The organism is Arthrobacter sp. B10-11, assembly GCF_033142195.1.
Taxonomy (GTDB): domain Bacteria; phylum Actinomycetota; class Actinomycetes; order Actinomycetales; family Micrococcaceae; genus Arthrobacter; species Arthrobacter oryzae_C.
The window spans coordinates 416,785-439,919 of record NZ_JAWMTH010000004.1 but is presented as its reverse complement, the minus strand read 5'-3'; the positions used below and the strand labels follow the sequence as shown (position 1 = coordinate 439,919).

The window sequence follows — 23,135 nt, the reverse complement described above, 5'->3', positions numbered from 1 at the left end:
TGGGGAAGGCTCCTTGGAGCCGTCCATTTTTCATAACCACCCAGCCCACGGAGAACCACCATGACTGCCGCCGAGCCTACTGACGGAGCAACGGCCAGGCTGGCCGAACGGCTGCTGGGGATGCGTGCCAACCGGGAAATCATTCCGCCCGATCCCAACCATTCCGTCCGGTGGCACCAGCACGACTACCCCAGCCCCGTGGCACGGTGGAACTACCATCCCGAATACGAGATCCACCTGATCCGGAAGGGCACCGGGAAGTTCATCGTCGGAGACCATATCGGCACTTTCGAGGCCGGCCACGTGGCGCTTGTGGGGTCGGGGCTGCCGCACGACTGGGTCAGTGACCTTGAGCCCGGTGAAGTGCTGGAGAACCGGGACGCCGTCATCCAGTTCGACGCAAAATGGGTCGAACAGACCGCGTCCCTTGTCCCGGAGATGCTTGAGGTTAAGCCCCTCCTGGAGCAGTCCGCCCGCGGGATCGAATTCCTGGGCCGCTCAGCCGGGAATGCGGCCGCAGCCATCGAGGCGATGGGCGCCTCCACCGGCCTGGAACGGCTCCACCACCTCTTTGAATTATTTGCGGTTCTTGCCCATGCACCGCAGGAGGAACGGCGCTATCTGGCGGACGAGTGGTTCCGGCCGCAGCTGGACAGCCAGGCCGCCGCCGTCGTCGATCTTGTCCTGGAGTACGTGTTCACCAACCACGCCGGAAGCGTGACGATGGCGGAGGCAGCGGCGCTGGTGGGCATGCCGGAACCCACCTTCTCGAAATACTTCAAACGTGCCACCGGCCAGAACTTCAGCGACCTGGTCCGCAAGCTCCGGCTGGCCCACGCACGGCGGCTCCTGGAGCGCAGTGACAAAGCGATCTCCGAGATCTGTTACGAGGTGGGGTTTTCGAACCTCTCCAACTTCAACCGGCATTTCCTCAACGACGCGGGCGAAACCCCGCGGCAGTACCGCCAGCGGGTCCAGGGCTGACCTTTCAAGTTCGCCCATGAGTGGCTAGTATGTTTCTTCTTCAGACGGTGTGCAGACTCCGTCTCCGTCTTCTCCAAGGAGAGACCGGCCCATGGCAACCGACTACGACGCACCCCGGGTGTCCACCGAGGATGAGGCAAACGAGGCCTCGGACGTGCTCAAGCCTGAGCGCTCCGCTTCGGCAACATCACAGATCGACGTGGATGAGTCCGACCTGGCCGATTCCTTCGAGCTACCGGGAGCCGACCTGTCCAACGAGGAACTCCTCGTGCAGATCATTCCCGTCCAAAAGGACGAATTCACCTGCATGTCGTGCTTCCTGGTCCACCACCGCAGCCAGCTGGCCCGCGAGAAGGACGGCAAAATGTACTGCAAGGACTGCGAAGGCTAGGGCCGGCACAAGCTGTGCACGGCTGACAGGCGGGCGTCCCGCTATACTCGTCAGCACTCATGAGCAACCTTCCAGCATCCCCCGCTACGGTCCGCATTGACGCGTGGCTGTGGGCCATCCGCGCCTACAAGACACGTTCGGCGGCGACCGCGGCCTGCCGCGCAGGGCATGTCCGCCTCAACGGAAACCCGGCCAAGGCTTCGCAGTCGCTGGTGCCCGGAGATACCGTCCGGGTCCGCCAGCCGGGATACGAACGGATCCTTGAAGTCCGGCGGCTCATTGCCAAGCGTGTGGGCGCCGAGGCGGCCGGGCACTGCTTCACCGACCACACCCCGCCCAGGCCCGCCGCACCGGCACTGGGCCTTCCCCAGCGCGACCGCGGAACCGGGCGGCCCACCAAGAAGGACCGCCGCGAAATGGAACGGCTGCGCGGGCCGGCTTAGGAGACGGACGCAGACGACGGCGGGACCTCCCGCCGTCGTCCGCTTGCGTTGGGTGCGGGCCACCTGAGCCACTGGTATGACTCCCGGGAGCCATGCGCCCAACACGGCCAGCGCAGTAGTCCAGGTTGTTCTCCGCCGTTTCAGGCCCGCACGGTTTAATACTACGAACTCGTCAGACCCGGCGCGGGCGGGGCGCAACCCCGACTCCGAATGTGCAAAGATTGAAGGTAATAGGGAAAGACCCGCACTGGCCACGTCCCTTCTCAGATGCATCAGCAGCAGAAGGGAACCGGGAATGCAGAGCACCGCCATTTCCACCCGTGCACTGGACCTCCTGCTGCTGTTGAGGGGCAGTGAGCCCGAAGGCCTGGGGCGCGCCGACCAGGTTTCCTACCAGATTGAAACAGCGATCCTGATGGGCATCCTGACCGAAGGCGACCGGCTTCCCACCGAATCCGTGCTGGCGGCGGAACTCGGCATCTCCCCCATCACACTTCGCCAGTCCCTCGCGGCCCTCCGGACCAAGGGGCTCATTGAAACCAGCCGCGGCCGCAGCGGCGGGAGCGTCATCCGCCGCCAGATCGAACTCACGGACACGCAGCTGCGGCACAAGCTGCGCGACACCAGCACCGAAGCCCTCAGGGACCTGGGGGACCTCGCGGCTGCCATTTCGGCCATGTCCGCCCGGCTTGCCGCCGGCCGCGCCGACCCCCAAAACGTTGAGCATCTGGAAAACCTGGTCAACCTCCACCGGGACACCGTTGACGGACGTGCGCGGCGCCGGATGGACGCCCGGTTCCACGTGGCCGTCAGCATCGCCTCGCAATCCAGCAGGCTGACCTCCGCAGCCCTTCAACTTGAAGCCGAGCTGATGACCCTGTGGTGGGGCGACCCCGGCCTGCCCGGCGGGGAGGGCGAACTGGCGAACCAGCATGCAGCGATCGTGGATGCGATCCGGAAGCGGGACGCCGACGCTGCGGCCATCGCGGCGGAGCATCACAGCCGGACCGAGACAGAACATTTGATCGAACAGCATCTCAGGCTGACGATGCAGGATGAAGGACGTGCGTGACGTGGAAGCCGTAGGCGAAGCCCTCCAACGGACTGCTGACATGCTCTCTTCCAGCATCAACGCGGTCTTCGCGGACCTGGAGGGCGTTGCCGCCGCGGTCACCGCAGCGGCAGAGGCCGTACCCGGCGTTCCCCGCCGCAGCGACTTCCTGTTCCTGCGAAATGAACTTGCCACCTTCATCAACGCTCATTCGGACCTCATCATCGGCGCCGGCATCGCCTACGCCCCCGGCAGCCTCCCGGAAGCGCCGCACTGGCTCGAATGGTGGCGGGCCCAGCCCAAGGCTGAACCCCGCTTTGTCACGCACGACCTCAACCCTGACTCGCTGAACTACTACGACTACACGGGCCGGGAATGGTTCACACTCCCCTCCTCCACCGGACAGCCGGTGGCAGTGGGTCCCTACGTCGACTTCGGCGGCATCAACGTCAGCATCATCACCCTCTGCGTTCCCGCCCAAACCGCACAGGGCATCCATGTCCTCGGATGCGACCTACCCCTCGCGAAGCTTGAGGGAGTGTTCCTTCGGGCGCTCCAGCTCCGCGACCCGGCCGTCGTCCTGCTCGGACCAAATGGCCGGGTCATCGCTTCCAACAATGCGCGCATCGCCACTGGCACCCTGCTCCTGGACGAAGACCTGAAGCGAGCCGAGACCTCGCTCGATGTCTCCCAGGGCAGCCCCACCCGCCTGCCCTGGAAGCTGATCAGCCTCACATAGAAGGCCCAAAGGACCGTCGAAGACCGCGCCATCCCGGCGCGGTCTTTTTTTGCCTCCACAAAAGCTATTGCATTAATCATACAATGATGTATCTTTAGTGGTGTGAGTCACGTTTTCCAATAAACAAGGCGTGTACCGCCAAGCAGATTTTCGGGTCGGGGACCCTTCTTTCCGCTGTCAGATACAGCCCGCTGCGGGCGAATCAGGAGCACTGATGAACGCGACACAACCCATGTCATCCACCCCAATCGTCAGGAGTGACAAATGTCAGCCATAGATAATGCAATCGGGCATCGAGGGGGCGCGTCAGCCGTAAATAAGCGACGCTTCCTGATCAGGATGGTCACCGTCCTGATCGGCGGCATGGTCCTGGACGGCTACGTCCTCGGCATCATCGGACCGGTGTCGGGACGGATGGCCGAGGACCTGCAGCTCACCGCCTTTTGGCAGGGACTGATCGCCGCGGCCGCCCTGATCGGCATTCTGATCGGCGCACCGATCGGTGGCTGGGCCGCCGACAAGTGGGGCCGCAAGCCAATTTTCATGTTCGACATCGGTCTATTCGCTGTCGCGTCGGGAATGCAGTTCTTCGTCGACTCACCGGTACTACTCATTGTGGTGCGGCTGATGATGGGCATCGCGATCGGCACCGAGTACGCGGTGGGCTGGCCCCTGATGGCCGAGTTCTCCCCCACCCGCCTGCGCGGGCGGCTAATGGCCGCGATGGGGATCGCCTGGTACGCCGGCTTTATGATCGCCTTCGTCATCGGCCATCTGCTGAATGAGTACACCGACCTGAGCTGGCACTTCATCCTGGGTACGAGCACCTTCATCGCGGTGGCCCTGTTCCTCGCCCGGCTCGGCATGCCGGAGTCACCGCGCTGGTTGTGGAGCGTGGGCCGCAAGGATGAGGCCCGCGCCCTCGCCGCCAAGTACATGCCCGATGACGCGCTCGACGACGTCCAGCACGAGGACGTTCGCAAGGGCAGCTTCGGGATGCTGTTCTCCAAGCAGTACTGGCGCTCCACACTGTTCATCTCGGCGTTCTGGTTCTGTGCCGTGACACCGTACTTCGCGATCGCCACCTTTGCCGACAGCGTGTTGCAGCAGTACGGCCTCGCCGGCGGACTCGCTGGCGGAGTCGGCCTCTCCGCCGTCGCCCTGGCCGGGGTCGTGGTCACGTTCCTGTTGATCGAAAAGGTGGGCCGCCGCACGCTGACCGTCCCGCCGCAGTGGCTGTGCGCCGTCGTCCTCGCGATTATCGGACTGTGGGCCGGCGCGCCGGCGCTCGTGGTGCTCATCCTCTTCCTGGTCTTCTCGTTCTTCAACGCGGGGTACAACACGTTGACCAACGTCTACCCGGGTGAGGTCCTCCCGACCGAGATCCGCGGGATCGGAACAGGCTTCGCGGCCGCCGTCAGCCGGGTCGGAGCAGGCATCGGCATCTTCCTCCTCCCGATGTCGATGGAGAGCCTCGGAGCCGGTCCCACCATGCTGATCGCCGCCGGAGTCGCCCTCGTCGGCGCAGCGCTCTCCCAGTGGCTGGCTCCGGAAACGAAGGGAAAGACCCTCACCGAGGCGGCATCTGGCTACTCGCACTAAAGCGACGCGTCACCGACATCAACTTCCGGCCAGGCCGTTGACGCCCTTGGCCAGCGAAGTAAACAGCACACAAACGTAATCTCGCACCCCCACTCGGCCGTGACGCCGCGAACGGGGGTGACGGATCCGACGGATCCGCCACAAAGAAGGAAGATCATGAAAGATGTAGTAATTGTCGGAGGTGGCCTCGCCGGACTATCGGCAGCCTGGCGGCTTCGGCACTGGGACACCCTGCTGCTGGAATCGGACGGGCGTGTCGGTGGGCGGATCCGCTCGGAGCGCCGTGGCGCCTACTGGCTGAACTGGGGAGGGCACGTGTTCGCCGGCCCCGGATCCTCCACCGATGCCTTGCTCAACGAAGTCGGCGTGACGGCCGTTCAGATCCCCGGATCGCTGCAGGCCCTGTCCATGAACGGCAAGTTCATTCGCGAGGGACACATCGCGACCTACCCGTTCCGTATTCCGATGTCCCTTTCCTCCCGCATCGACACACTGAAGGCCGGTCTGAAGGTGGTCAGCGGCGTCGCCAAGTACACCGGCGTCGTGAAAAAGCGTTCGGGGGAATCCGGCGCGATGCGGCAGCAGCGTATCTATGACTTCGAGAACGACACCACGTTCCAGGACTTCATCGGCAACCTCTCAGAGGACGCGGCCGCACTGTTCAAGACCACTGTCACACGCTCGGCCGGTGACATGGACGAGATCTCTGCCGGCGCCGGGATCGGGTACTTCAGCCTGGTCCTGGGCATCGGCCAGGGGCTCAACCGGGGCATCGTCGGCGGGCCGTCCACCCTGACCGAATCGATCGCCGTCTCGCTGGGCGACCGGGTCCAGCTCGGAGCCACCGTGCAGGAAGTTGTGCACCGGAAGAACTCCGTCGTTGTCCGGTACAGCCAGGACGGTGTGGAGCGCCAGGTCGAAGCCCGCGCCGTGGTCCTGGCGACCACCGCTGATGTGTCGCACAAAATCGGTGTGGACCTTCCGGAGGAACTGCGTGGTGCACTCAGCCAGGTCAAGTACGGCCCGCACGTCAGCACCGCCTTCCTGACCAACGAGACAACCGCCAGGCCCTGGGACGACATCTACGCCATCGCAGCTCCCAAGCGCTCGTTCGCGATCGCCCTGAACCAGGCCAGCATCGTCCGCGGTTCCGAATCCGTGCGGAAGCCCGGCGGGTCCTTCATGACCTTCTCACCGGCCAGCCTGGGGCGCGCACTGCTGGAGAAGAGCGATGAGGAAGTCATCGCCACCCACCTGGCCGATCTCGACCAGGTCCTCGGCCACGGATTCGCTGACAGCGTGGTCGAGGCCAAGACCGACCGGTGGAAGAACGCTTCGCCCTACTGCTTCCCCGGCCGGGCCAAGCTCCAGTCGACGCTCATGCGGGGCACGGACCGTGTCTTCCTCGCGGGCGACTTCCTTGGAACCCTCTACACCGAAAGCTCCATCACCACCGGCTTCTCGGCAGCCCAGGAAGCCGCCAGCCTCCTTGCCACGGAGCGCCAAAGCGCCCCGGCACCCACCACCCTGCACCTGGCCACAGGCACCTGATTCACCGCCTGAACCAGCGTCACCAAGAACTGCATCCAAGAACGTACTGAAGAAGAGGAACCATCATGTCCACGAATCTCCGCGGTGTCCTCACCGCCCTGTCCACCCCCTTCGACCAGGACGGCGCCATCGACGTCGAGACCCTGCGGCGCATCGTCGACCGCTCCATCGACGCCGGGGTGGACGGCGTCGTGGCTGCGGGATCAACGGGCGAGGTCGGCGCGCTGTCCTCGGAGGAGCGCCTGCTCCTCATCGAGACAGTCATCGACCAGGCGAACGGCCGCGTCCCGGTCATCGCCCAGACCGGAGCCACGTCAACAGCCGAGGCCATCCGGCTCTCGCAGGCGGCCGAGAAGGCCGGCGCGGACGTGCTCATGCTGATCACGCCGTACTACGAGCCGCTGTCCCTGGCGGAAACGGTCACCTACCTCAAGGACGTGGCCGGGTCCGTCAGCATCCCGGTGATGCTCTACAACATCCCGTCCGTCACCGGCGTAAACCTCGACCCGGCAACGGTCCGTTCACTGGCCGAAGACGTCGAAAACATCCTGTACATCAAGGACTCCAGCGCGAACTGGGAACAGGCCCTGCAGCTGATCCACCACCACAGCGACGTCATCGGCACCTTCATCGGCTGGGACGCCTACATCTACAGCGCCCTGGCCGAAGGGGCCGCCGGCGTGATGGCCGGCACCGCCAACGTCGTACCCGGCGAAATCGTCTCCGTCAGCCGCCGCATCGCCGAAGGCGACCTCACCGGAGCCCTCAAACTGTGGAAGCAGCTGTACCCGGTCATCGACGCGCTGCTCTCCGTGCCGTTCATCCCGTCCGTCAAGGCCGGCCTCGCCCTGCAGGGCCTTCCCGCGGGCTCGCCCCGGCGCCCCACGGCCGAGCTGAACGCCGAGGACTTCGCACGGGTTCAGCACGCCCTGTCCGCCCTCAACCAGAAGTAAAGACAGGACTCGAGGAATAGCCATGACCGCGACAGACACAGCATTGTTCACCGTCCGCCGAGCCGCAGCGACGCACGCAGCATCCCTGCCTCCCTTCGGCCAGTTCATAGGCGGGGCGTTCATTCCGTCCAGTTCGGCGTCAACCGTCGATGTGGTGAATCCGGCCACCGAAGAAGTCCTGATGCAGGTCCCCGCCGGTTCCGTGGAGGACGTCGACGCCGCCGTGGCGGCTGCCGTCGCGGCCAAGGCGGACTGGGCAGCGAAGACGCCCAAGGATCGTTCCGCGGTCCTTCTTCGTATCGCGGACATCATCGAGGCCAACCGCGAGCTCTTCGAAACGCTCGAAGCCGCCAACACCGGTAAGCCGGCCGCCGTGGCTGAAGACGACATTTCGAGCGCGATTGATACCTTCAGGTTCTCCGCCGGCGCTGCCCGCGCCTTCACCGCACCCGGCGCGGGCGACTACGCGGAGAACCACACCTCGGTGATCCTCCGCGAGCCTGTGGGAGTGGTGGGCGTGATCACTCCGTGGAACTACCCGCTGCTGATGGCTGCCTGGAAGATCGCCCCGATTCTGGGCGCCGGGAACACCCTGGTGCTCAAACCCTCCGAGCAGACGCCACTGACCACGCTCAAGCTCGCCGAGCTGATCGCCGCCGAGGTTCCGGCCGGTGTCCTGAACATCGTCACCGGCCCCGGCCGGGTGGTGGGAAACAGGATTTCGGAACACCCGGATGTCGACCTCGTCGCCATCACCGGAAGCGTGGGCAGCGGCCAGAAGGTCGCCGCAAGTGCAGCCAACACCGTCAAACGCGTGCACCTCGAACTTGGCGGCAAAGCACCCGTCGTCGTCTTCGAGGACGCCGATCTGGAAGCCGCCGCGAAGGGGGTCCGCTCGGCCGGGTTCTGGAACGGCGGGCAGGAATGCGGCTCGGCATGCCGGGTCCTCGTCCACGAATCGGTGGCCGCCAAGTTCACCGAACTACTGGTCCGGGAGGTCAGCGAGATCACCGTCGGCACTCCCGGCGCGGGTGACGACGTCGAAATCGGTTCCATGATCTCCAAAGCCCACTACGAGAGGGTCCTGGCTGCCCTCGACGACGTCCGCAAGGACGGCCTGACGATCGCCGTCGGCGGCAACGCCCTGGAGGGCCCAGGCTATTTCATCGAACCTACGGTCGTGACAGATGTCCCTGCCGGTGCCGCGATCGCGAGCACGGAGATCTTCGGGCCGGTGGTGTCAGTGGAGACGTTCAGCACCGACGAGGAGGCCGTGGCACGGGCCAACGAAACCGTCTACGGGCTGGCTGCCTCGGTGTGGTCCACCAACGCTGCCCGTGTGCTGGCCGTTCCCCGCCGGCTGGACTTCGGCACGGTCTGGGTCAACTCGCACCTGGTCATTGCCAACGAAATGCCGTGGGGCGGCTTCAAGGGCTCCGGTTACGGCCGGGACCTCTCCGTCTACGCCCTTGAGGACTTCTCCCGCACCAAGCACGTCATGTACAACCACGGCTGACTAACGTCAAGGCAACGCGTCACCGGAACGGACGACGGCGGGAGGGGTCCCGCCGTCGTCCGCTTGCGTTAACTGTTGTCACACAGGCAGGTGCTGAGTAATCTACGGCCTACCGGATATTCGGCCGCATCAGGCGGCACCCGGTACGGCGCTGTCGTCAGGGGCCCCGGCCCCGTACATTAAATGCGCCCAGTCACCGCACTGGCCGACAATGCGGAACGCAGGACGCCACGCTTCCATTCAAGGGAGAACCTGATGTTAGGCACAAGAAGCTGCCTCGCAATCGCACTTGCCGCCACCCTCGTGACCATTGCTACCCCCGCCCAAGCAGCCCCCGGCGCGCTCGTCAGCCTGGGGCCGGGAGTCCTAGTGGCCGACGGTGCCGCGGTGGATGTTCCCGTCACCTTCGTGTGCGATACCGATCCCGCGTTGATCGTGGCTATACCGATAGTGCAAATTACCCAAAGAGTCAGCGACGGACGAATTGCCGGGGGCGGCGGAAACGATCAGCTCAGCTGCACCAAGCAAAGCCAAACAGTCACCATACGAGTAATTCCGAACATGATGGCGTTCAACGAAGGCGCAGCAGCAGCTTCGGTATACCTGCAATCCTGCAGTGCGCAATTCCAGTGCTCAGGCATCATTGTCCACACCGAAATAATGCTCGCCAATCCAGACACCTAAGCCCCTACCCGTCGAGGAACCGCAGCAGTAGCGGGACGGTCGCGTGCATGGTCCGCAGGTCCCCGCCGCTTGCGGCTTCCTCGCCGAGGTAGTCGCCGTGGCCGCCGGGGACCACCAGCAGGCGGGCGCCAGGGATGGCGCCGGCCATCCGCGCGGCATACCCGGCGGTGACAATGTCGCGGTCACCGCTTACCACCAGCGTGGATGCCGTGATGCCGCCCAGTTGCTCGTCGGACCAGCCGGGGAAGTCCAGGATGCGCCGGCGGTCCAGCTCGAAGAGCCGCTCGAGGTGGCCGGGTTCAGGGTTGAGGAGGCGGTCGGCGTCCTTGTAGGTGTCAGGCATGTCCGCGAGGGTGGCCTGCGCCATGCCGTCCCAGAACCCCTCGGGCACGGCGTCGCGGCCCACGAACGTGGAGGCGATGATGAGCCGCCGGACAGCAGCGGGCCGCCCGAGTGCCAGGGCGACGGCGGTGTGGCCGCCGGCGCTGAATCCCAGCACGTCCACCGTGTCCACCTTGAGCTGGCGCAGAACGGCAAGGATGTCGCCGGCGGAGTTCTCCGCAGTGAGCGGGCGGCTGGTGGGCTGCGTGCGGCCGTGGCCCTCCTCCTCCACGGCAATCACCTGGCGGTGTCCGGCCAGCAACGGTATGAGCCCGCCGAAGTTGGTGCCGATAGTGGAGCCGCCGCCCGGGATCAGGAGCAGCGGCGGCTGGCCGGGCGCCGCCTCCCCGTGGACCTCGTAGTACATGCGAAGGCCGCCATTGTCCGCATAGCCGTGGGTGAAGGTCACACGGCATCCTAACCCCGGGCGTCTCCGCAGAAAAGGGCTGCTGGGCAGCCCCACGGACCCTCAAAACAAGCACACTGGATACATGGAGCGGCGGGTCCTGCTTCACCTCATCGAGTATTTCCGCGGGTTCGGAAAGGAGCCAGCAATGACCAACGACCCTTCGGACATGGTCAGCGTCCGGTACATGGTGGACGACGTCGAGGCCGCCGTCGACTTCTACACCAAGCACCTCGGATTCACCCTCAGGATGAGCGCCGCACCGGCGTTCGCCGACGTCGCCCGCGGCAACCTGAGGCTCCTGCTGAGCGGCCCGACCAGCTCGGCAGGCCGGCCAATGCCGGATGGCGAAGTCCCGTCACCGGGCGGGTGGAACCGCATCCACCTCATCGTGGGCGACATTGCGGCAGAAGTGGACCGGCTGCACGCCGCCGGCGTCACGTTCCGGAACGACATCGTCAAGGGCCCGGGCGGCCAGCAGATCCTGCTGACAGATCCGGCCGGCAATGTGGTGGAGCTGTTCCAGCCCGCCGGCGAAGAGAGCCGGCCTAGGTCGTAGCCTCGGCCTCCGCGAGCCTGATCATGCGCAGTTCGTCCGCCACCGCACGCGCAGGCCAGTAGTCCTTCGCCAACTCCCTTGCCCGTATGCGGTCCGCTGCCGGGAAGAGTTTGTCCAGCTGCCCGGAGGCCTCAAGCAGGGCAACGAGGGCCGTGGTCCTCGCCCCGGTCGGCTTACCGTCCAGAGCCGCCTGGATCTCTTGCCGGACTGCGGCCTCAGGCGCATGGTCCTTCTCCGGATACCGCACGGTCCTGAACACTCCCAGGTGTTTTTCGCCGACATGATCCACGATGCCCCGTGACGCCAGCCCCTCAAAAACACGCTGCACTTCCGCGCGCCCCTCGAGCATGGAGACCCACCGCTTGGGAGTATGCGGCCGCGACTTGTGACGGATGAGCTCCAGCTGGTGCTCGAACTCCGTTTGCGGGGTGCCGCCGGTAGCCCTGACGTGCTTCCCCTGCAGCCCGATAGCCCCGAGCAGTTCCAGTTCGGCCAGGATTGCCCCTGCCAGCGTGGTCCTGAGTATGTAGGCCGGCACTTCGGGTTCGCCGTCCGCGTCGTTCGTAACCAGCAGGAGGAAAGCCTGCGGAACGCTCAGCTCCGCGGCGTTCGGTTCCTCCGCCGTCGGTTCCTCGATGTTCGGTGTTTCAGCATCCATACGATCATGGTGGCGCAGTGCGGCGGGCACCACAATGAGGATTTACAAGCCGGAAACCAAAAAGCCTATTCGCAAACAAGATTGCATAGTACATTTATTGCAATCAGCCTTGCAGAGTGATCTGCATTACGGAAGAGGTCCGGACTTGAACACCAACGCGGTCGATTCTGAAGCCGGCGGGGCAGGCGCCAACGGCGCCGGGAACGCCTCCCCGGCATGGCTAGGCGACGCCCTGCCGGACGTTCCGCTGTCCAAAGCCCAGAGCCGGGTGGTGGATGTCATCGCCCGCAATCCGCAGCTGTCTTCCTACGCGGACATCGCCGAAATCGCCCAGCGGGCCGACGTGAACAACTCCACGGTGGTCCGTACCGCCCAACACCTGGGTTACCGCGGCTGGCCCGACCTCCAGCGGGAACTACGCTCGCGCTACCTCGTCATGATCTCCACCGAAGACACCCTGACCGAGCACGGCGTACACCGCAGTCCCCTCCATGACGCGCTCAACCATGACATCGAGAACCTGCGCCTGACGCTGGACTCCAACACCGGAGACGACGCCGAGGCCGCCATTGCGGCCATGGCGGCCGCGAAGTCCATCACCGTCGTCGGGCTTGGCTCGTTCGCCGGCCCGGCCAGCGTGATGGCCCACCTCGGCTCAACCATGGGCTACCCCATCACGTTGGAGAACCGCGCCGGCGTCCACCTGGCTTCCAGCACCAACACCCTCGGTGAAGGCGATGTCCTGGTGGTCGTCAACATGTGGCGCTCCATCCGGCAGATCATTGTCACCGCCGAAGCCGCCAAACAGGCAGGCGCCACGGTCATTGCGATCAGCGACATGCGCCGCGGCCGCCTTGCCGCTGCCGCCGACCACCTCCTGGTGGTGGCCTCGGAAGGCATCTCCTTCTTCCAGTCCGTGACAGCGGCAAACTCAGTGATTTACGGCCTGCTCGCAGGCATGGAAGCGGCGCATCCCGAACGCAGCCGCGCCGCCATCCGCCGCACCCAGCAACTGTGGAAAGACCTGGACATCTACCTCGACTGATCCCACCCCAGACACGCGCCTCCCCCACAGGCATACCCCCACACGCATACCCCAGGAGCAGTTCATGAACACCAGCACAGACCGCCGCATAGCCGTCATTGGCCTCGGAGCCATGGGCGGGGCAATGGCCGCAACGCTGCACAAAGCCGGCTGGAACGTCACCGGCTTCGACCCCTCCGAGGCAGCCCGGTCCGCCGCCGACCAAACCGGTATCGCCACCACCGCCAGCCTTGAAGACCTCGCCGGAACCCCGTACGCCGTCCTCTCCCTGCCGGCGGCCAGCATCGTGGAAACCACCGTTCCCCTGCTCCTGGCGGCACCGGGAACCGTGGCGATCATTGACACCACCACCTCCGAACCGGCCACCAGCAAGCAGATGGCCGGCCTTGCCGACGCCCAGGGCGCGGCCTTCGTGGACGCTCCGGTCTCCGGTGGCCGCGACGGTGCAGCCACCGGATCGCTGAGCGCCTTCGTCGGCGGAACGGAAGCCGCCCTGAAAGCCGCCGAACCTGTCCTGCTCGCCCTCACCGGCGGCAAGTACAGCCACATCGGCGGCCCCGGCAGCGGCAACGTGGTCAAGCTCCTCAACAACGTCCTGGCAGCGGCCAACCTGGTCTCCGTCGGTGAGGCCCTCGGCGTCGCCAAGGCCTACGGCATCGATCCCGCCAAGGCTGCGGCCAGCATCAGCGAAGCCTCCGGCGGCAGCAAAGTCTCGGCCAACATGTATCCCAACTGGGTGCTCACCGGCACGCACGACTCAGGTTTCTCCCTCGGCCTGATGGCCCGCGATGCCGCCCTCGCCGTGGATGTCGCCGGGCAGATCGGCGAAAGCCCCGCCCTGCTGGCAGCAGTCGCCGGCCAGTGGCAGGACGCCCTGGCCGTCCTCGGACCCCGCGCGGATTTCACCGAAATCGCCCGGACCGTCGCCCCCGCCATCACGCCGTCCGGCGCACCGGACGCCGCACCGCGCACCGCAGACGGCACCGAAAACGGCACCACCGCCGTCGCCTGATCCCCCAGCCCCCTAAGCCTCCCGAGCCCACAAGGAACACCACATTGAGCATCACCACAGCACCTACCTCCTCCTCGGCAGCCACCGCCCGTGCAGTCCTGGACGCAGCCTTTCCGGCCGGCCTCGGCGCCTTCCTTGACGGCCGCGTTGTCACCGGCAGCGGCGAGGGCATCACCCTCACTGCAGCCGCCACCGGCGAAGCCTTTGCCACCTATTCGGACCCTGGCACCGAAGGCGCCAACGCCATCCTGGAAAGCTCGACGGCGGGCGCAGCAGCGTGGGGGGCCCTGAACGGTTTCGAACGGGCAGCCATCCTGCGCAACGTCAGCCGGGTGGTGGAAGCCCATGCCGAGGAACTTGCCATCCTTGAGTCAGCAACCACCGGCAAGCCCATCCGCGACGCCCGGGTCGAAGCAGCCAAGGTGGCCGAAATGTTCGGCTATTACGCCGGCTGGGCGGACAAGCTGACGGGGCTAACCATTCCGGTTCCCGGGCCGTGGCACACGTACACCGAGCGTGTCCCCTGGGGTGTCGTCGTCGCCATCACGCCCTGGAACGCCCCACTGTTCACCGCCGGCTGGAATTCCGCCGCCCCGCTGGCCGCCGGCAATGCCGTGATCATCAAGCCCAGCGAATTCACTCCCGCGTCGTCGGTCCGGCTGGCCCAGCTGGCGCACCAGGCAGGCCTGCCGGCAGGCGTGTTCAACGTGGCCGCAGGGCTGGGCCAGACCGTGGGCGCTGCCCTCACCAGCGACCGCCGCGTCGGCAAGGTCAGCTTCATCGGCTCCGTCCCGACCGGACGCCGGGTGGCCGTCGCGGCCGCGCAGGCCGGGATACCCGCGCTGCTGGAACTCGGCGGCAAGAGCGCCAACATCGTGTTCGCCGACGCCGACCTGGACCGCGCCGCGGACGGCGCCATCTCGGCCATCTTCTCCGGCGCAGGGCAGTCCTGCGTGGCCGGATCACGGCTTCTGGTGGAGCGGAGCGTGCACGCGCAGTTCATCGAGATGGTCGCGGCGAAGGCCGCGCGGCTGCGGGTGGGCGACCCGCTCAGCGCGGACACCGAGGTGGGCCCGATCATCACAGCGCAGCAGTTCGCCACGGTCAACACCCTCATCGAGGCAGGAATGCACGACGGCGGACGCCGGGTCACGGGGGCGGCGCTTCCGGATGCCCTCGCCGGGTCCGCGCTGTCCGGCGGGCACTGGGTCATGCCCACCCTGCTGGACGGCGTCTCCCCCGCCAACCGGCTGGAAACCACCGAGGTCTTCGGTCCCGTGGTGGGCGCGGATGCGTTCGACACCGAGGCTGAGGCCATTGCCCGGGCCAACAACACCAACTTCGGCCTGGCCGGCGCGGTGTGGACATCCGATATCTCCCGCGCACACCATATTGCCCGCGAAGTGAAGGCGGGAACGTTCTGGATCAACTCCTACAAGACCATCCACGTGGCGGTCCCGTTCGGCGGCTTCGGCGATTCCGGCCACGGGCGCTCGTCCGGCCCCGGTGTCCTGGATGAATACACCCAGACCAAAGCCGTCTGGGTTCCCACGCGGGCGGCAGGGTCCCCTTTCCCGTCCCTTTCCTACTAACAGCGGCCTACTGACAGCGGCTTACCCAAACGTCCTACGAGAACAGGCAGATGTTCATGGAACTGACTGACACACCACCCGCCCTGGCGGCGCTCCGTGCGGCCCTTGCGGAAGGCGTCGACAACTGGAAGCCCCGGGTCCAGGCGTTGGCCCGGGAAATCCACGCCGCCAAGGAGATCTCTTTCGAGGAGGTGCGCTCGGCCGAGGCGGCCGCGGCGCTGCTGGCCGAGGGCGGCTTCGAGGTTGAACGCGGCTCCGGCGGCCTCCCCACGGCCTTCACCGCGAGCGCCGGAAGCGGCGAACTGACGGTGGCATTGTGCGTGGAATACGATGCGCTCCCCGATATCGGTCACGCGTGCGGGCACAACCTGATCGCGGGCGCATCCGTCGCCGCCGCGCTGGCCCTGGGACCCTATGTGGACGAACTGGGCATCACGCTGAAGGCCATCGGAACGCCGGCCGAGGAACACGGCGGCGGCAAGGTGCTCATGCTGGAGCAGGGAGCGTTCGACGGCGTCGGGCTGGCGCTGATGGTCCATCCCGTCCAGGACGGCCTGACTTACAACCCGGCCGGTACCAGCGCCCAGGCCGTGGGCCGCTACAAGGCAACGTTCACCGGTAAGGCGGCGCATGCTGCGGCGGCGCCGCACCTCGGTGTGAACGCCGCGGACGCGGCCGTCCTGAGCCAGGTGGCCATCGGACTGCTCCGCCAGCAGATCCCCGGGGACCACCGCATCGCCTGCTTCGTTGCGGAGGCCGGACACGTCACCAACATCATTCCGGAGCGGGCGGTGGTCCAGTTTGAATGCCGCGCCTTCACGCTGCCTGCATACGAGGCCTTGCTGGAGCGTGTCCGCCGCTGTTTCGAAGGCGCCGCCCTGGCCACCGGAACAACGCTGGCCATCGAGGCAACCGAGCCCCTCTACGAGCCCCTGCTCCAGGACGACGACCTGGCCGCGCACTGGACCGGTGCAATGGATGCGTTCGGCAAGGACACCTCCCACTCGTCAGGCCTGAGCGGCGGCTCAACCGACATGGGCAACATCTCCCAGGTCATCCCGTCCCTGCATCCCTGGTTGAGCATCCCGGGGGCTGATGTTCCCATCCACTCGCATGCGTTCGCCGCGCTTGCCGACACCCCCGAGGCCTACGGAGTGATGTTCGAGGCAGCCACCGCGCTGGCCTGGACCATCGCCGCCGCAGCCTCAACCCCCGCCCAAAGAGAACGCTTCATCACAGCGGCATACCGCCGTCGGACTGTCACCCAGGAAGGCACATCATGAGCAGCACCACCAAAACAGCGCGGATAGACAAGGCCGGCACCAAGCTGACCATCCCCATTGCCGCCCTGGCCCTTGTGATCGCCGTGGCGGTCCAGTTCATCGGCCAGGCGAAGATCGACGTCGGAATCGGCGCGATCATCATCTTCCCCATGGTGTGGGGCCTCATTGTGGGCCTGCTCGTCTCCATCCAGAAGTTCAAGCCGCTCGGTCTTGACCTCCAGCGCGTCGCCGCTGCCCTGGTGGGCGTCGCCGTGCTGCTCCTGGTGGCCCGGCTGGCCTTCAACATCGGGCCCAGCCTGCCCAGCCTCATCAAGGCGGGCCCGGCGCTGCTCCTTCAGGAGGTGGGCCACCTGCTGGGCACCATCGTGCTGGCACTCCCCCTGGCTGTCCTGCTCCGGATGGGCAAGGCCACGGTGGGCGCCACGTTCTCCCTGGACCGGGAACCGTCCTTTGCGATGGTCTCGGAAAAGTACGGGCCGGATTCGGACCAGTACCGCGGCGTGCTGGCCATGTACGTCTTCGGCACGCTGTTCGGCGCCGTGTTCATCACGCTCCTCACCTCCCTGGTGGCCAACTGGAAGATCTTTGATCCGCTGGCTTTGGCCATGGGCGCCGGCGTGGGTTCCGGCTCCATGATGGCGGCCTCGGCGGCCAGCATCGTGGCCGCCTACCCTGCCGACCAGGAAGCCATCCTGGGCATGGCAGCCGTCTCCAACCTGATCACCACCGTCCTGGGCGTCTACGTGGGCATCTACATTGCGCTGCCGCTGGCCGACCGCTTCTACAAGGCCCTCACCCGCAAACAATCGGCCCGCGAGAATGCCGCCGTCACGGCAGGCGCCACAGCTGAGCGCAGCACTGCGGACATTGAGCGGGACGAGGCGCAGGCAGAGGAAAACCGGCGGTTCCGCGAGCGCGTGGCTGAATCCTCGGCGGCCATCAAGCTCCCGCTGTGGCTGTCCCTGTCGGTCCTGACCGTACTCGGCATCGGTACGGCGTCGGTCGCGGCCAAGGGGTTCAGCCTGTCCATCGTTGCCGGGTACGGAATCATGCTGGCCCTGGTCCTGGTCAGCATTGCGCTGGCGAAGGTCACCCGGAAGATCTCGGCGATCGTGTACATCACCACCATCGGCGCCTACATCTCCAGCCCGTGGTTCTTCGGCGCCGAGGCGCTCACCGGGTTCATCAAGACTGTCGACTTCCTGTCCATCGCCACCGTCATGCTGACGCTCGCAGGCCTGTCCCTCGGCAAGGACATCCCGCTGCTCAAGAACATCGGCTGGAAGATTATTCCGGTGGGCCTGGTGGCCATCACGGCATCCTTCCTGCTCTCCACCGTGATCGCGGAGTTCGCCCTGGGCCTCTGGCACTGATACGGAGTTTTTGTCCAGATACAGCGACTTATGAGGCCGACAACTCCCGTTATCTGGACAAAAACTCCCCGGGCTGTTTCGGAACAGAAGGAACGGACGACGGCGGGACTTCCCGCCGTCGTCCGTTCTGTCCCGTCCGCTTGCGTCCCGTCAGCTTTCGGGCAGGCGGCCTGCGAGCCCTTGGAGCGACGGTTCGCGGCCCAGCTCCACGTGCGCAAAGGCCAGCGCCGCAGCCAGCTCCGCTTTACCGTCGTAAATGGCCTTGCACAGGCTCAGGTGCTCCGCGCACTGAACCTGGGGGTCACGATGCCCGGTCAAGGTGAAGAGCCACTGCATCCTGCCCAGCAGGGGCTTCATGGCGGACTCCAACAGTGAGTTGCCGCCCAACGCCACGATTTCCGCATGCAGCGCGGTATTGATCACCGGAATCTGTGCGTGGTCATGGCGGAGGGTGGCTTCCTCCGCCTGGTCCATCATCTGCTGCAGCCTCGATGAGGACTCGCCCCGTGCCGCGGCGCTGGCTGCGAGGCGCGCGGCCAGGACCTCCAGGCTGAGCCGCACATCGAAGAGCTCGTTGACGTCGCGCAGGGTGATCTGTTTGACAGTGGCACCACGCCGCGGGGAGGTGTCAATGAAACCCTCCGCTTCCAGCTGCTGAAGGGCCTCCCGGACGGGCACCCGGGAAACAGCCAGCGTCTGGGACAGCTCGCGCTCCCGGAGACGGGCCCCCGGCGCAAAGTCACCAGAGATGATCAGTTCCCGGATCCGAGCCCTGGCAGTGTCCGCCGAGGACGCGAGGGATTCCGCCTGGACTGTCATTCATGCCTCCGTTAGTACCGGGACGCCTCGTTGCCGCGCCTTCTCAGTTGTTCAACCCTCTCAGTTGTTGAACCCTTCAGTTGTTCAACGCCACGCGGGTGCCTACCCCCTGGGTGAGCGCGGCGTCGTACAGGAGCCGTCCGATGGCAAGATCCTGCAGACCGATGCCGACCGAATTGAACAAGGTTATGTCCTCATCGCCGAGGCGTCCTGCGCTCTTCCCTGCCGCCACGTCCCCCAGCTCGGCTTCCACGTCATCAAAGCTCATCACACCTTCGGCCACGGGGATAATCAGCCCGCCGGACTTGGCCCGGGCAGTGGGCAGGCTGTCGACGAAAACCCGTGCCCGCACCATGCCTGCCGAATCAATTTCCCGGTGGTCCGCCCGGGGACGGGAACCAACTGCGTTCACGTGGAGTCCGGGGCGGAACCACTCACCCCTAACCAACGGTTCAACGGCCGGCGTCAGGGTGCAGAGCACGTCGGCGGCCTCCACGACGTCCCGGACGCTGGACGCCCGCGTGACAGTAAGGCCGTGACGGGAAATCTCCCCGCAGAAGGCCGCCACGGTGTCCGCGGAACGGGACCACACCACCACGTTCTCAATCGGAAGGACGGCCAGCATGGCTTCCACATGCGCCACGGCCAACGCGCCCGCACCGACCAGTCCCAGGGTGGTGCTGCCGGGCCGGGCCAGGAGCTTCGTGGCCACGGCGCTGGCGGCGGCAGTGCGGACCCGGGTGGGGACCTTGCCGTCCAGGATGGCCAGGGTCTCGCCGGTCAGCTGAGAGACAAGCATGATGGTGGACCGCTGTGTGGGCAGGCTGGACTCCCGGTTTGCCGGGATGTCTGCCAGCAGTTTCACCGATGCCAGCCCCTCGGCGCCGGACAGCGCCGCCATGGGCAGGAACCTCGCGTCCGAGGACGGCAGCAGGAGGGAGTCCGGCGCCGGCTGGACAGCGGTGCCCCGGCTGAGGCCGGCAAAAACGCGTTCGACGGCGGCGATGGTCGCAGGCATATCGGCCAGGGCATCGAGCTCGGAGGCTGTGAGAATCAGGGTCATGGCAGGTCGTTCCGGACCAGGACTCCCTGCGCCACCACGGCCTTGATTTGTTCGAGGGCGGAGGCGCTGCTCAAGGGGTCGGAGTCCACGATGACGGCGTCTGCATAGGAACCGCGCACCAGGCGTCCAGCGTTATCACTCCAGCCGAGCAAGGCGGCGGCATTTACTGTCGCGGCCCTCAGCGCGTCCAGGGGTGAGAGCCCGGCCTCGGTCAACAGGCGCACCTCCGTGCCGATCGGGGTCACGTCGGATCCGAAGGAGTCCGTGCCTGCGACGACGGTCACGCCGGCTTCGTGGGCGGCTTTCACTGCCGCCTTGATGATCGGTGTGTACTCCTTGCCCCGGGCGGCAAGGATAGGGTTGGCGGAGCCTGCCATGCTGGTGATGGCATCCATGGTGGGAGTGAAGTAGGTCCCCTGGCTGGCCATCCGGGAGATGGTCTCCTCGCTGACGAAGACGCCGTGCTCGATGCTGCGCACGCCGGCCCGGACCGCGCCGTCGATCCCTTCCGCGCTGTAGGCATGGCACAGCACGCCCGCTTTGCCTGCGGCCTTGACCACCGCAGACAGCTGCTCGTAGTTGTAGACCAGTTCGCGGGGGTCCTGTTCAGGCAGGCCCGCCCGCGGGTTGGCCCTTGTCTTGATCACCTGGGCGCCGCGCTTCAGGTTGACCCGGGTCAGGTATCCAAGGTCCGTCGGTTCCGTCACTCCCCCGGCCAAGGGTGCGAGCGGTGCCAGGTCCGGGTCTGCGAGGAGGGAATCCCCAAGCTGAGGCGAAATGAACAGACCGGCCGGGCTCATCCGGGGTGAGGCACCGGCGGCCCAGGCCGGCAGCGCAGCGAGGGCGACGTCCTGGTAGAAACTGCTCGAACCGCTCCTGACGCTGGTGGCTCCGCCCTGCAGGATGGCCCGGGCATCGGACAGCGCGTTCGCATGAACGTGCACATCAATGAGGCCGGGAAGGACCCAGCGCCCCGAGGCGTCCACGATGCGGGCCCGTCCTGCAAGGGCGGCCACAGCGCGCCGGGTTTCGTCCCGGGTGCCCACCGCGGTCACTTTGCCTCCCTCCAGGACAAGGACGCCGTCTGCCACTGCATCGCCCGTTTTGGGGTCAACGATGGTTCCGCCCTCGATGATCAAGGGCTGCGGTGAAACGGGGCGGCCAGGGTAGTTGGCACTTACCGGGTTGCCGCCCGCCTTCGCGGCCGGGGCACTTCCCAACTGGGCCGCAAGGCTTGCCACCGAGATTCCGGCGAGGGCGGCTGCCCCGGCAAGAATGCCGCGGCGTGGAACCGCAGTTGGCGGCAGGGCAGCAGGGGTGTGGTCGTGCAGGCACATGGTTCTCTCCAAGGGGAAGGGGCCGCTCCGCGGCAGTGCGGGCGCCGATGCTAATGGGTCAAAAGTCGTGGTTCCATCTGGGGCGGATCAGCATCCCCCACGATGGGCTGGGAGCCGCGCAATGCATCCACTCTACCGCTTTTGGTATACCAAGCCAAGAGCGGGCGGATGATGAGCCGGCAGCTCCGGTCAGCGTGGAACAGCGATCGGCTGCCAGATTTCAGCGCGCGGATAGGTGGGCGGGAACAGCTCGTCGGGCTCCCGGTTTCGAAGGTCCCGCTCCGAATAGGCAGCGCGCATCCGGTCGAAGAGCCGCTGCCCTTCATCCCGCAGCGATGCGAGATCAACGCCGGGAAGGGCACCGCCGACGACGACGGGGCGCCCGGCCACGAAGGTATCGGTCACCTGGCGCGCCGTTCCGTTGAGCACCAGCGTGCGCAGCGGGTCCTCGACCACGCCGTCGCCGAAGTGGCCCAGGGAGACCACCGCGATGTCGGCCTGCACGCCGGGGGCAAGCCTTCCCAGGTCCGTCCGCCCGAGAGCCTGCGCGCCGCCGAGGGTCGCGGCGTCGAAGTAGTCGGCCAGGCTTCCGACATCAGGACGCCCCTCAACCAGCCGGGTCAGGTGCATGCCGACATCCATGCCGCGGACAAGGTCCGGCGGGAAGGAGTCAGTACCCAGGCACAGGTTGATGCCAGCCTGACGGAAACGGTCGAACGAAACCAGCTGCTTCTGGTAGCGGAACGACGTCAGCGGGCAATGGACAATGCTGACGCCGTGCCGTGCGAGCACATCAAGCGGACCTCCCGGCGCTGACGCGGCGGGGTCCGTCCCGTCGATCACCACACCATGCGGGATGAGCAGGCGCGTGCCGAACAGGCCCGTGGATTCGAGCAGTTCCATGACGCCGCGGCCGGCGGAACGCTGCAGGAGCTCATCCTCAAGCGGGGACTGGAGGCAGTGCAGCCGGACAATCGCGTCCCGCTCCCGGGCAATCCGCGCCGTCTCCCGCATGAGGTCCTCGGACAGCGTCTCGATGCGGCACGGCAGCAGGACCCCGGTGACGAGCGGGTCATCGAGGCCGGCGGCGTAATCCAGGAAACGCCCTGCGTCGCGCAGGCCGGCAAGCCCCCGCGCCTCGTCGAAGCGGACCTCCCGGCCGCCGGCGGCAGTGGTGACATGGACCCCGGACCGGTAGGCGGGCCCAAGGTAACCGCGCAGCCCGATCCGCCGGCTGGTCTCCGCCATGCCCACCAGCTCATCGAGGCCCTCAGCCCAGGAACTGTGGATCTCCGAGGCGATCGGCATGTAGGTCGTGATGCCGTGGAGGGCGAGCTGCGCCAGGGCGAACTCGCGGACCGTGGCGCGCTCTGACGGCGTGAACACGTCCCGGCGCCGGTTGGCAAAGTAGTCGTCCGACCAAAGATGGCCGGCGGCGACCTCGGGCGAAGGCCACGAATCCAGGATGAGGTGGTCAATGTCGGCGAGGGCGTCCAGGTCTATCAGGCCGGGCATCACCAGGCTCTGGCCGTAGTCGTGATCCTCATCGACCGGGCCGTCGTAGTCGCGCCCGACGAAGACGATGGAATCCCCCTCGAAGACGACTTCGCCGTCCTCGATGAGCGTGTGCCGTGTTCCGTCAAAACCCAAAACGTAGCGTGCCGAGATTTTCTTGTACAACGTGGCCTCCTTG

22 protein-coding genes are annotated in these 23,135 nt (G+C 66.3%); 16 read left to right on the top strand and 6 right to left on the bottom strand.

Features of this window, described 5'->3' with window-relative positions:
* Positions 1-60: 60 nt before the first annotated feature.
* From RW112_RS15080 to RW112_RS15035, 10 genes are all read left to right on the top strand, one after another.
* The gene (locus RW112_RS15080; protein ID WP_317782554.1) at positions 61-984 is read left to right on the top strand and encodes an AraC family transcriptional regulator; all 924 of its coding nucleotides are present in this window, start codon (positions 61-63) and stop codon (positions 982-984) included.
* A 91-nt stretch (positions 985-1,075) separates the two neighbouring features.
* A complete protein-coding gene (locus RW112_RS15075; protein ID WP_305942357.1) occupies positions 1,076-1,375 on the top strand; it encodes a DUF4193 domain-containing protein in 300 nt (99 codons plus the stop codon).
* A gap of 59 nt (positions 1,376-1,434) precedes the next feature.
* On the top strand, positions 1,435-1,818 hold the full coding sequence (locus RW112_RS15070; RefSeq protein ID WP_305942358.1) for an RNA-binding S4 domain-containing protein: 384 nt from the start codon (positions 1,435-1,437) through the stop codon (positions 1,816-1,818).
* 295 nt (positions 1,819-2,113) lie between these two features.
* Complete coding sequence (locus tag RW112_RS15065) at positions 2,114-2,890, top strand: FadR/GntR family transcriptional regulator (RefSeq protein ID WP_317782553.1); 777 nt, start codon at positions 2,114-2,116, stop codon at positions 2,888-2,890.
* On the top strand, positions 2,883-3,608 hold the full coding sequence (locus RW112_RS15060; RefSeq protein ID WP_317782552.1) for a cache domain-containing protein: 726 nt from the start codon (positions 2,883-2,885) through the stop codon (positions 3,606-3,608). Before RW112_RS15065 ends, RW112_RS15060 begins: the two co-directional genes overlap by 8 nt.
* A gap of 264 nt (positions 3,609-3,872) precedes the next feature.
* Positions 3,873-5,210 (top strand): MFS transporter, encoded by a 1,338-nt coding sequence (locus tag RW112_RS15055; RefSeq protein ID WP_317782551.1) that lies wholly within the window; start codon positions 3,873-3,875, stop codon positions 5,208-5,210.
* Between the two features lie 156 nt (positions 5,211-5,366).
* Entirely contained in the window at positions 5,367-6,761 is a 1,395-nt protein-coding gene (locus RW112_RS15050) for a protoporphyrinogen/coproporphyrinogen oxidase (RefSeq protein ID WP_317782550.1), read from the top strand.
* 65 nt (positions 6,762-6,826) lie between these two features.
* Entirely contained in the window at positions 6,827-7,714 is an 888-nt protein-coding gene (dapA, locus tag RW112_RS15045) for a 4-hydroxy-tetrahydrodipicolinate synthase (protein WP_317782549.1), read from the top strand.
* 22 nt (positions 7,715-7,736) lie between these two features.
* On the top strand, positions 7,737-9,230 hold the full coding sequence (locus tag RW112_RS15040; RefSeq protein ID WP_317782548.1) for an aldehyde dehydrogenase family protein: 1,494 nt from the start codon (positions 7,737-7,739) through the stop codon (positions 9,228-9,230).
* 255 nt (positions 9,231-9,485) lie between these two features.
* Positions 9,486-9,914: a hypothetical protein gene (locus tag RW112_RS15035; RefSeq protein WP_317782547.1), complete on the top strand. Its 429-nt coding sequence runs from the start codon at positions 9,486-9,488 to the stop codon at positions 9,912-9,914.
* Between the two features lie 4 nt (positions 9,915-9,918).
* Here RW112_RS15035 and RW112_RS15030 read toward each other — a convergent pair whose 3' ends face one another.
* Positions 9,919-10,704, bottom strand: a complete 786-nt coding sequence (locus RW112_RS15030; RefSeq protein WP_317782546.1) for an alpha/beta hydrolase — start codon at positions 10,702-10,704, stop codon at positions 9,919-9,921.
* Positions 10,705-10,849: 145 nt separating this feature from the next.
* On the opposite strand from RW112_RS15030, the gene RW112_RS15025 reads away from it, so the two are divergent.
* Positions 10,850-11,260, top strand: a complete 411-nt coding sequence (locus RW112_RS15025) for a VOC family protein (RefSeq protein WP_317782545.1) — start codon at positions 10,850-10,852, stop codon at positions 11,258-11,260.
* Here RW112_RS15025 and RW112_RS15020 read toward each other — a convergent pair.
* The gene (locus RW112_RS15020) at positions 11,250-11,918 is read right to left on the bottom strand and encodes a GOLPH3/VPS74 family protein (RefSeq protein ID WP_317782544.1); all 669 of its coding nucleotides are present in this window, start codon (positions 11,916-11,918) and stop codon (positions 11,250-11,252) included. The two genes, RW112_RS15025 and RW112_RS15020, sit on opposite strands and share 11 nt — an antisense overlap.
* Positions 11,919-12,063: 145 nt before the next feature.
* Between RW112_RS15020 and RW112_RS15015 the strand changes: the two genes are divergently transcribed.
* From RW112_RS15015 to RW112_RS14995, 5 genes are all read left to right on the top strand, one after another.
* The gene (locus RW112_RS15015; protein ID WP_317782543.1) at positions 12,064-12,963 is read left to right on the top strand and encodes a MurR/RpiR family transcriptional regulator; all 900 of its coding nucleotides are present in this window, start codon (positions 12,064-12,066) and stop codon (positions 12,961-12,963) included.
* A gap of 64 nt (positions 12,964-13,027) precedes the next feature.
* Positions 13,028-13,975 (top strand): NAD(P)-dependent oxidoreductase, encoded by a 948-nt coding sequence (locus tag RW112_RS15010; protein WP_317782542.1) that lies wholly within the window; start codon positions 13,028-13,030, stop codon positions 13,973-13,975.
* Positions 13,976-14,019: 44 nt separating this feature from the next.
* Positions 14,020-15,567 carry an aldehyde dehydrogenase family protein gene (locus RW112_RS15005; protein ID WP_317782541.1) on the top strand — a complete coding sequence of 516 codons (1,548 nt, stop codon included), beginning with the start codon at positions 14,020-14,022 and terminating at the stop codon, positions 15,565-15,567.
* 56 nt (positions 15,568-15,623) lie between these two features.
* Complete coding sequence (locus RW112_RS15000; protein ID WP_317782540.1) at positions 15,624-16,850, top strand: M20 family metallopeptidase; 1,227 nt, start codon at positions 15,624-15,626, stop codon at positions 16,848-16,850.
* Positions 16,847-18,223: a DUF3100 domain-containing protein gene (locus RW112_RS14995; RefSeq protein WP_317782539.1), complete on the top strand. Its 1,377-nt coding sequence runs from the start codon at positions 16,847-16,849 to the stop codon at positions 18,221-18,223. The genes RW112_RS15000 and RW112_RS14995 overlap by 4 nt, the downstream gene beginning before the upstream one ends.
* 150 nt (positions 18,224-18,373) lie before the next feature.
* Here the strand turns inward: RW112_RS14995 and RW112_RS14990 are convergent, their stop codons facing one another.
* The 4 genes from RW112_RS14990 to RW112_RS14975 form a co-directional block, all read right to left on the bottom strand.
* Positions 18,374-19,042, bottom strand: a complete 669-nt coding sequence (locus tag RW112_RS14990) for a GntR family transcriptional regulator (protein WP_317782538.1) — start codon at positions 19,040-19,042, stop codon at positions 18,374-18,376.
* A gap of 76 nt (positions 19,043-19,118) precedes the next feature.
* A complete protein-coding gene (locus RW112_RS14985) occupies positions 19,119-20,105 on the bottom strand; it encodes an ornithine cyclodeaminase family protein (RefSeq protein ID WP_317782537.1) in 987 nt (328 codons plus the stop codon).
* Positions 20,102-21,442 (bottom strand): amidohydrolase family protein, encoded by a 1,341-nt coding sequence (locus RW112_RS14980; protein ID WP_317782536.1) that lies wholly within the window; start codon positions 21,440-21,442, stop codon positions 20,102-20,104. Before RW112_RS14980 ends, RW112_RS14985 begins: the two co-directional genes overlap by 4 nt.
* A 189-nt stretch (positions 21,443-21,631) precedes the next feature.
* Entirely contained in the window at positions 21,632-23,122 is a 1,491-nt protein-coding gene (locus RW112_RS14975; RefSeq protein WP_317782535.1) for an amidohydrolase family protein, read from the bottom strand.
* Positions 23,123-23,135 lie beyond the last annotated feature (13 nt).